This window comes from Streptomyces sp. 8L (genome assembly GCF_020176795.1).
In the GTDB taxonomy this organism is placed as follows: domain Bacteria; phylum Actinomycetota; class Actinomycetes; order Streptomycetales; family Streptomycetaceae; genus Streptomyces.
Genome location: NZ_JAIUKE010000540.1, coordinates 1 through 7,338, shown reverse-complemented (window position 1 = coordinate 7,338; position 7,338 = coordinate 1). Strand labels below are relative to the sequence as shown.

The 7,338-nt window shown below is 73.9% G+C and carries 6 protein-coding genes; 2 read left to right on the top strand and 4 right to left on the bottom strand.

Features of this window, described 5'->3' with window-relative positions; all coding sequences use genetic code 11:
- Positions 1 to 122 precede the first annotated feature (122 nt).
- Positions 123 to 1,556 carry a lysine N(6)-hydroxylase/L-ornithine N(5)-oxygenase family protein gene (locus LCE31_RS33675; RefSeq protein ID WP_225021276.1) on the top strand — a complete coding sequence of 478 codons (1,434 nt, stop codon included), beginning with the start codon at positions 123 to 125 and terminating at the stop codon, positions 1,554 to 1,556.
- Here the strand turns inward: LCE31_RS33675 and LCE31_RS33670 are convergent.
- The 4 genes from LCE31_RS33670 to LCE31_RS33655 form a co-directional block, all read right to left on the bottom strand.
- Positions 1,532 to 2,566, bottom strand: coding sequence for an iron-siderophore ABC transporter substrate-binding protein (locus tag LCE31_RS33670; RefSeq protein ID WP_225021273.1), 1,035 nt, complete (start codon positions 2,564 to 2,566; stop codon positions 1,532 to 1,534). The genes LCE31_RS33675 and LCE31_RS33670 overlap by 25 nt on opposite strands.
- 141 nt (positions 2,567 to 2,707) lie before the next feature.
- Positions 2,708 to 3,607 carry an N-acetylglucosamine kinase gene (locus LCE31_RS33665; RefSeq protein ID WP_225021271.1) on the bottom strand — a complete coding sequence of 300 codons (900 nt, stop codon included), beginning with the start codon at positions 3,605 to 3,607 and terminating at the stop codon, positions 2,708 to 2,710.
- 43 nt (positions 3,608 to 3,650) lie between these two features.
- On the bottom strand, positions 3,651 to 4,658 hold the full coding sequence (locus tag LCE31_RS33660; protein ID WP_225021269.1) for a Gfo/Idh/MocA family protein: 1,008 nt from the start codon (positions 4,656 to 4,658) through the stop codon (positions 3,651 to 3,653).
- 82 nt (positions 4,659 to 4,740) lie between these two features.
- Entirely contained in the window at positions 4,741 to 5,841 is a 1,101-nt protein-coding gene (locus tag LCE31_RS33655; protein ID WP_225021267.1) for a Gfo/Idh/MocA family protein, read from the bottom strand.
- Between the two features lie 252 nt (positions 5,842 to 6,093).
- On the opposite strand from LCE31_RS33655, the gene LCE31_RS33650 reads away from it, so the two are divergent.
- Positions 6,094 to 7,308: an ROK family transcriptional regulator gene (locus tag LCE31_RS33650; RefSeq protein ID WP_225021265.1), complete on the top strand. Its 1,215-nt coding sequence runs from the start codon at positions 6,094 to 6,096 to the stop codon at positions 7,306 to 7,308.
- Positions 7,309 to 7,338: the final 30 nt, after the last annotated feature.

The following is a 7,338-nucleotide window of genomic DNA, read 5'->3' as shown; positions in this document are numbered from 1 at the left end:
ACCACCGCAGTCACCCACCGCCGTCGGCCGACTGCCGCCGCCGGCATCCGACCGCGGCAGCCACCGCCGCGACCGTGCACGTCGTTCTCCCGCCCCCTCCTACTCCTACGGAGGACCTCCGTATGGCAGAACATCCCGTCCACGACCTCGTCGGGGTCGGCATAGGTCCCTTCAACCTCTCCCTCGCCGCGCTCGTCGACGCGGCGCCCGGCCTCAACGCCCTCTTCCTCGACGCCAAACCCGACTTCGTATGGCACCCGGGCCTGCTGATGGACGGCACGGTCCTGCAAGTGCCCTTCCTCGCCGACCTGGTGACCCTCGCCGACCCCACCAGCCGCTGGTCCTACCTGAATTACCTGCGGGAGCACGACCGGATGTTCCCGTTCTTCTTCTCCGAGCGCTTCCACATACCGCGCCGCGAGTACGACCACTACTGCCGGTGGGTCGCCCGGTCCCTGCCGTCGTGCCGGTTCGGCGCGTACGTCACCGACATCACCCTGGACGAGAGCGCGGCGGCGTTCGCCGTCACCTACCGCGCGGGCCCGGGCGGGGAGACGACCCGCGTGCTGGCGCGGCAGGTGGTGCTGGGGGTGGGTACGGAACCCGTCGTGCCCGAGCCGCTGAGGCCGTACGTGCGCGCGGCGGCGCACACCGGGCGTGTCCTGCACAGCGCCGACTACCGCACCCACCGCGACCAACTCGCGGGCGTCCGCGACGTGACCGTCGTCGGCGGCGGGCAGTCCGGCGCGGAGATCGTGCTCGACCTGCTGCGGCACTACGAGGAGCGCGGCCACCCCGGCGGCGGTTCCGGCGGGGCCGGCGCCCCGGGGCCGTACGTGCGCTGGGTGGCGAGGACCCCCGCCTTCGCGCCCATGGAGTACTCGAAGATCGGGCTCGAACACTTCACGCCCGACTACATCCGCTACTTCCGGTCACTGCCGGAACACCGCAGGGACCGGCTCGTACGGGAGCAGTGGCAGCTCTACAAGGGCGTCAGCGAGGAGACGCTCGCGGACATCCACGACCTGCTGTACGAGCGCACGATAGGCGGCGCGCCCGCGCCTGCCGCCCTGCATCCCGGTGTGACGGTCGCCGGGATCGAGGCCGCTCCCGACGGCCGTTACGAACTGGCCTGCCGCCACCGGGAGCAGGGCACCGCCTTCACCCTGCGCACGGACGCCGTGGTCTGCGCGACCGGGTACGCGGCGGTGCGGCCCGCGTTCCTCGACGGCCTGGTGAAGCTGATCGACTGGGACGACAGGGGCCGTTACCGGGTCGACGGCTCGTACCGGGTGGCGCTCGACCCGGCGGTGCCCGGCGCGCTGTACGTACAGAACGCCGAGCTGCACACGCACGGTGTGGGCGCGCCCGATCTGACGCTCGGCGCGTGGCGGGCGGCGACGATCCTCAACGCCGTGGCGGGCAGGACGGTGGTGCCGGTGCCCGAGCGCACCGCGTGGACGACCTTCGGCGCGCCGCCCCGCGATCCGCTGCCGTCCGAGGGCCCGGCGCGGCCGGGGCGGGCGGCGCCTCAGGACCCGGCGCCGCCGGTGTAGTCGGCCTGGATCTGGCGGAGGATCTGCCCGGCCCCGGTGTAGCCGATGCCGAGCATCCACAGGTTGTCGTCCACTGCGTACGCCCTGCCGTGGCGTACGGCGGTGAGCTTGTGCCACAGGGGGCCGCCGACGATGTCGGTCTCCCTGGCCTTCGCCGGATCGCCGTACGTGGAGCGGAAGATGACGTCCGCGTCGGCCTTGTCGATCTGCTCGGGGCCGACGTCGAGCGAGAACCCGTCGCGGTCCTGGTCGGCGGGGCGCCCGAGGCCGAGGTCGTGGAAGAGGGAGCCGACGAACGTGTCGTTGAGGTAGAGCCGGGTGTTCGCGCCCTCGACGAACCGGACGAAGGCGACCGTCGTGGACTTGGCCTTCGCCGCCCCGCCCAGCGCCGCGACCACGTGCTTCACCTGCGTCGTGTACGCCTTCTCGACCTCGGCGGCGCGCCCCGTGCGGTCCAGGGCGCGGGCGTGGAGCGTGAAGTTCTGGCGCCAGGCGGGCCCGGTGGTGTCGGTGAAGACGGTCGGCGCGATCGCGCTGAGCTGCTGGTAGCTCTTCGCGTCGCGCGCCTTGCTGCCGAGGATGAGGTCCGGCTTGAGCGCGGCGACGGCCTCCAGGTCGGGCGAGCCGATGACGCCGACGGGCTTGATCCCGGCGGTGCTGTTCTTCGGCAGGTACGTGGAGACGGGCGCGCCCGCGGCGACCGTGGTGGCGCCGACGGGCCTGACGCCCAGGGTGACGGCGGAGTCGAGGGCGTCGGTGTCCAGGACGACGACCCGGCGCGGATGCGGCCCGACGGTCACCTCGCCCATGACGGTGTGCAGAGCGTGCCCCGCGCCGCCCTTCGCGCCTGCGCCACCGCCGGCCGGGGTCCCGCCCGCGTGCCCGCTCCCGCAGGCGGTGAGCGCGAGGCCGAGCGCGGCCACGGCGGCGGCCGCGCCGAGCGCCCCGCGCCCGCAGCCGTGCCCGCGCGGGGCCGAGCGGAACGGGAACCCCGTGAGCCGTAACACCATGAGCGCGTCTCCCCTTGAGCCTTGAGTCTTGAGCTCTGAGCGGTGGTGGAAGGGGCGGCCCTCTTCGCCGAGTGAGGTACGCCCGGCCCGCCCAGCCCGCGGGCCAACCTAAAGTACCCGGGCGGTCACAACAAGTCCCGCTCACCGCACGGGGGTTCGGCGTGCCAGCAGCACCGCGCCGGCCACCGGGTCCCCGTCGAACACCGTCAGCGGCAGGCCGTGCGCGGCCAGCAGGCCCGACGCCACCCGCGTCGCGAGCGACGGCCTGCCCGCGATCACGCTGCCGCCCGCCACCACGCGGCGCGCGTCGGCGCCGCGCGCGAGCAGATCCCCCACCAGGGCGACCAGATCGGCCGCGCCCCCGCGCAGCGCGGCGAGTCCCGCGGGGGAGCCCGCCTCCGCCGCGTCGAAGACGGCGGGCGCCCAACCGGCCCACTGGCGTGCGGGAGTTCGCTGCATCAGCCCGACCACCTCGCGCAGGGACCCGGTGCCGGACGCCGCGAGCAGCGCGGGCAGCAGCGGGTCGCCGTCCGCGTGCCCCGTGCGGTTCTCCGTCTCGGACAGGGCCTGGACGGCGCGGCGCACCGTGCCCCAGGCCGAGCCGGGGTCGCCGACGAGCCAGCCCCAGCCGCCCGCGTAGAGCGACCCGCCGCCGGCCGCTTGCCTGGCCACCGCGATCGAACCCGTGCCGACGACGAGGCTCACGCACGGCCCGCCCTCGGGCACGGCCTCAGCGAGCAGGAACGCGTCGTTCACCACCCGTACGGGCACGCCCAGTTCGGCCTCCGCCTCGGCTCGCAGCCGGGCGCACTCGGCGTCCGAGTCGCAGCCGTGCGCCCCGATGCCGACGGCGGCCGGGGGCAGGGAGGTCACCTCCCTGATCCGCGCCGCGATCAGCCGCGCCTTGCCGCGCGCGTCCTCGTTGGTCCAGTCGCCCGCGGGGTGGGTGACGTCCTTGACGGTCGCGCCGTCGCGTGCCGCGAAGCGCAGCCGGGTCTTCGACCCGCCCGCGTCCACACCGACGATGTACTTGGTTTCCACGTGAGTCCGAAAGCTTCCGTGACGTCCGCTGTCCGCCGGCCTCTCAGGCCCGCCGCCCGCCGCGCCGCGCCGCCTCGTAGAAGTCGAGGCAGGTGGCGAGCGTGGCGCGGGCCGTGTGCACCGTGGACCGCGGCGGGACGCCGTCCTCGACCGCGGCGACGAGCACCTCCAGGGTGTCGAACGTGTCGGTGGGCAGCTTGGAGAACGTCCACTCGCCGCCCTCCTCCGCGAAGCCGAAGGTGCCCGTGGCCGTGTCGTGGAAGACGGCGCCCCGCGACCCGACGAGGTGCGCCTGTGTGCGGGACGCCCCGGCGGGCGCGATCCAGGTGTCCTCCACGGTCACCACCGCGCCGCTGTCCAGGGTGAACACGGCGTGCCCGTAGTCCTCCACGGCCAGGCCCGGATGCGCGATGTTCGCGACGGTGCCCTGGACCTCTGCGACGGGGGAGTCGAACAGCGCCCGCATCCGGTCCAGTTGGTAGACGGCGTGGTCGATCCATCCGCCGCCCGCGGTCCGCGCGGGGTCGGCCCACCAGCCGGGGCCCGCGGTGGAGCCGGGCCAGCGGGCGGGCAGGCCGCTGTGCATGGCGAACGTGCCGGCGCGCAGCTCCCCGAGGCGGCCGGACTCGACCAGGCCGGACAGCCTCCTCGCCAGCGGCGAGGTGTGGCGCGACTCGCTCGGTACGAACACGACGCCGGCCGCCTCGACCGCCTCGACCACCCGGTCCGCGTCCGGCAGCGTCACGGCCAGCGGCTTCACCGAGACGATGTGCTTGCCCGCGCGGGCCGCCGCCACGCACAGCTCGGGGCTCTGCTCGACGCTGGTGAAGCAGGCGATCGCGTCCACGTCGGGGTCGTCGAGTACGAAGGCCGGGTCGGTCGACGTCCTGGCGCAGCCGGTGAGTTCCGCGACGTGCGCGAACCGCTCCGGGTCGCGGTCCACGAGGGCGTGCAGGGAGACGGCCGGCTCCGCGGCGACCTTGCGGGCGAAGGGGATGCCCGCGTACCAGTGGTCGAAGCCGATGATGCCGATGCGGATGGGCTGGGTCATGCTGCTGGTTCCCCTGGTTCTGTCGGGGGCGGGGTTCGGGTCGGGGGAGGGCCGCCGCGGGAGCGGCCGTGGCCGGTGGGCGTCAGAACGTCGTCGTCAGGTCCACGAAGCGCTGTTCGCGCGCGGACACCTCGACGCCGATCATGATCTCCAGCGCGTGGCGCGCGTGCTCCGCGGTCAGGACGGGGGTGGCGCCGTCGAGCACCACGTCCGCGAGGTGGCCGACCAGCAGCGCCCTGCCGTAGGTGGCGCGGCGGTCGTTGCGGGCGAGCGGGGCCGCGGGCTCCACCCAGCCGTCCACGCCGTCCGCGATGCCGGTCCGGTAGAACTCCAGGTCGGGGCCGTCCGGGCGGAGGATGTTGAGCACGCCCTCGCGGCCGAAGATCTCCACCTTGGGGCTCTTGGCGGCGTGCACGTTGAACGTGCCGTCGACCACGGCGTACGCGGAGTCGCCGAAGTCCAGCATGAACAGGCAGTTGTCCGGCGCGGTCACCGGCATCTCCAGGCCGCGGAACGGGCCGCCGCGCACGGTGCGCACCGGCTCGGTGATCCCGGCGAACGCGACCACGCGCCGCGCCGGGCCGAGGATGCCGGTGATCTCGTGGATGCCGTAGACACCCATGTCGAGCAGCGGTCCCGAGCCCTCCCGGTAGAACCAGCTGGGGTCGGAGGGCCAGCCCGCGGGGCCGCCGCCGGGGCCCGCGTGCGAGCTGCGCACCCGCGCGAAGGCGACCTTGCCGACGGCGCCCTCGTCGACCAGCCGTGCGGCGCGCTCGTAGGGCTCGTAGAGCAGGTCGGGCGGCGCGCACACGATGACGCGGTCGCGCTCGCGGGCCAGCGCGATCAGGTCGTCGGCCTCCGCGAGGGTCGCGGCCAGCGGCTTCTCGCTCGCCAGGTGCTTGCCGCTCTCCAGGATGCGGCGGGAGGTCTCGGCGTGCACCGGGATCGGGGTGAGGTTGACGACGGCGTCGAGTTCCGCGCCGTCGAGCATCGCGTCGAGCGAGTCGTACGCGGCGGGGATCGCGAACCGGTCCGCGACGGCGCGCGCCTGGCCGTGGGCGGTGTCGGCGATGGCCGTGACCTCGACGCGCCCCGCGTAGTGGTGGATGTTCGGCAGCACTCCGTACGGCGCGGTGGCGATGCCGCCGCTGCCGAGTATCCCGACGCGCAGGACCTGGGTCATCCCGCCCTCCTCTCCGTTACTGACAACTTTGTTTCCGGATACTAGGCGCGGGTGGTCGGTTCGCACCAGGGGGCGGAGACGGTTGCCCGAACTGTCCTTCAAGGGGTGGAATGTTCGCAGGGATCGGTCGTGTGGTGCCTCTTCTTCAGCTTCTTTAATAACGAAAGCATCACGGAGTGTGCGAGCCCTTTCTATAAAGAAGGTTTCTGATACGTTCCTGGCAACCGAACCGCAGGGCGAGAGAGAGCACTCATGGCCGTCAGAGGAACCCCGTCCTGGCTCGGGGACCAGAACGCCGCCACGGCCCTGCGCCTGCTGCTCGACCACGGCCCCCTCAGCCGGAACGGGATCGGGGAGCGCAGCGGACTCTCCAAGCCGACAGCGGCCCAGATGGTCGCCCGGCTGGAGGAGAAGGGGCTCATCGAGGTCGTCGGCGAGGAGTCCATCGGCCGGGGCCCGAGCGCCGCGCTGTACGGCGTGCGCAACGACCTCGCGTACGGCGTCGCCGTCAACGTCGACCAGGACGGCGTACGGTCCGGCCTCGTCGACCTGAAGGGCTCGGCCCATCCGGTCGCGAGCGAGGCCGCGTCCGGCATGTCCGCCGACCGCAGCGCGGCGCGCGACGTGGCGGGCGCGGTGCTCAGCGCCTGCGAGTCCGCGGGCGTCGGCCTCGCCGCCATCCGGCACGTCTGCGTCGGCGTCCCGAGCAGCGTCGACCCGCGCTCGGACGAACTCAGTTCGGTGCAGGCGCTGCCCGGCTGGTCGCGCAAGAGCATCAGACACCAGCTGGAGGCCGCGCTCGGCTGCGAGGTGCAGGTCGACAACGACGTGAACCTCGCGGCGGTCGCGGAGCGCAGGGCCGCCGCCTTCGAACCGGGCGCCACCGTCGCGCTGTTGTGGGTCGGCTACGGCATCGGCCTCGCGGTCGACGTCGCGGGCACGGTCCTGCACGGTGCGTCGGGCGGCGCCGGCGAGATCGGCAACCTGCCCGTGCCGCGCGGGGTGCTCGGCCCGGACACCGACGCGGCGGACCTCGAAGGACTGCTCGGAGCGGCGGCGCTCGACCGGATCGGCCGCGAGGCCGGCTTCCCCGACCATCTCTTCGAGCGGGTGCTCGGCGGCGAGACCCTGCCGGGACCCGTACTGGAGGTCTACGCGCCGAGGCTGGCGCAGAGCGTCATCCCGGTCCTCGGGGTCCTCGACCCGGACCTCGTCGTGTTCGGCGGCCCGGTCGGACGCGCGGGCGGCGCGCGGCTGGCCGAGCTGACCCGTACGGCCATCCGCAACCACACCCGCTGGGACCCGGCGGTGCGGGTGACCAGCGTCGAGGACGACGCCGTGCTCGGCGGGGCGCGGGCCGTGCTCGGCGACCGGCTGCGCGAGACGCTCCTCGCCCGCGCGAGCGGCACCGCGGCCGAGGAGGACCGGTCGCGGATCATCGCGGCCAAGCTCCGCGGCATCAGCTGACCCCGGCGTCCCCGGCCCGCGACCCGCCCC

Coding starts and splice junctions, on each gene's coding strand:
- LCE31_RS33655 (WP_225021267.1), bottom strand. CDS start 5,841: ATGACCCAGGTCCTGCGCGTCGGGATACTCGGCAGCGGCGGCATCGCC.
- LCE31_RS33670 (WP_225021273.1), bottom strand. CDS start 2,566: ATGGTGTTACGGCTCACGGGGTTCCCGTTCCGCTCGGCCCCGCGCGGG.
- LCE31_RS33675 (WP_225021276.1), top strand. CDS start 123: ATGGCAGAACATCCCGTCCACGACCTCGTCGGGGTCGGCATAGGTCCC.
- LCE31_RS33650 (WP_225021265.1), top strand. CDS start 6,094: ATGGCCGTCAGAGGAACCCCGTCCTGGCTCGGGGACCAGAACGCCGCC.
- LCE31_RS33660 (WP_225021269.1), bottom strand. CDS start 4,658: ATGACCCAGCCCATCCGCATCGGCATCATCGGCTTCGACCACTGGTAC.